The organism is Pseudomonas sp. RA_35y_Pfl2_P32 (assembly GCF_963970735.1).
Classification (GTDB): domain Bacteria; phylum Pseudomonadota; class Gammaproteobacteria; order Pseudomonadales; family Pseudomonadaceae; genus Aquipseudomonas.
Window position 1 is genome coordinate 1 of record NZ_CAXAQF010000238.1, and the last position, 500, is coordinate 500.

The 500-nt window shown below is 68.0% G+C and carries 1 protein-coding gene; it reads right to left on the minus strand.

The window, feature by feature from the left end:
* Positions 1–125 precede the first annotated feature (125 nt).
* Positions 126–500, minus strand: a 375-nt coding sequence (locus AACY45_RS28055; protein WP_339548728.1) for a hypothetical protein, incomplete at its 5' end; no start/stop codon positions are given.

Consider the following 500-nt stretch of genomic DNA (forward strand, 5'->3'; position numbering starts at 1 on the left):
CGACGGAGCGATGCGCGCTTGCCAGCCATCGTCGAGCGCGGTGGCGGTGCGCGGTGCGGCGGCGATCGGCGTGGCCGCTCCCGTCAGCAATGCAGCGACGATTGCGGCGCGCAACGAGGTGTGCATCAGCGGCGCTCGGTCAGTTGGACCGATGCTACGGCGTAATAAGGATCGGAGGTCGGCGAGGTGAACTGGAAGCACAGGTCGCGGTCCCCGCTCATCTGCGGCAAGGCTCCCTTGAACGTCATCTTGGTAGGAGATGCTGCGGGATCAGGGAGCGGGAAGGTCGCAACTACGACGGGCTTTGGGGCGTCCTTGTCGGGCGCGCCCTTGCGGCCTCCTTGGCACCCGGCGAGCACGACCAATTCGCCATGCGCGGTTACGTTATAGGGCTCGCGCACCGCCGAAGCTTCGTGCGCCAGGCCGTAATGGCGCGCCAGCCGCGCGACTTCGATCGTGAAACCGCCGGCCACGTCCAGCGGGGCCGCCGGATAGGCGCT